Annotated in this window: 1 protein-coding gene; it reads right to left on the minus strand. The window is 56.7% G+C overall.

Features of this window, described 5'->3' with window-relative positions; genetic code table 11:
* Nucleotides 1-7 precede the first annotated feature (7 nt).
* Nucleotides 8-619: IS3 family transposase (locus HMPREF2807_RS10970; protein ID WP_118853199.1), on the minus strand; the 612-nt coding region annotated here is incomplete at its 5' end.

The raw sequence follows: 619 nt of genomic DNA on the forward strand, positions 1-619 counted from the left end.
CTAGTGGTTAGGCAGCTATTTCTTTTCTGCTGTTGATTGAGCCGGTGTGGTTCTCGAAGTCGACGGGGCTAACCATCCCGAGTGCAGAGTGCCGGCGCCGGCGGTTGTAGACGACTTCCATCCAGTAGGCAACGGCCTTGCGTGCAGCATCACGGGTAGGCCATCGCTGCCGGTCGTAGAATTCAGTCTTTAGCGTCGACCAGAACGACTCAGCCATCGCGTTATCGAAGCACACACCAGTACGCCCCACAGACTGAGCAATGCCCAGGCTGCGGCATACCTCCCAGAGCTTCTCACTGGTAAATTGCGTTCCACGGTCAGCGTGAAACACCAGTCCTTCAGGAACGTCACCGCGCAGCGTGTGCGCCATCCGCAGGGCCCGTTCAACCAAACTTGTGTCTTGAACACTATCCATAGCCCAGCCCAGTACCCTGCGGGAATGACCATCGCGGACCGCGCACAAATACAACCAGCCCTCACCGGTGCGCAAGTAGGTAATATCCGACATCCACACCCGATTCAGCTGACCTGTATCAAACATGCGCTTGACCAGGTCAGGAAGTGTGGACTTACGCTTGGCTTGGATTGTTGTCACCGGGACAAAGGCACGCGGTGAAAT

The organism is Corynebacterium sp. HMSC074A09, from assembly GCF_001811545.1.
In the GTDB taxonomy this organism is placed as follows: Bacteria; Actinomycetota; Actinomycetes; order Mycobacteriales; family Mycobacteriaceae; genus Corynebacterium; species Corynebacterium hiratae.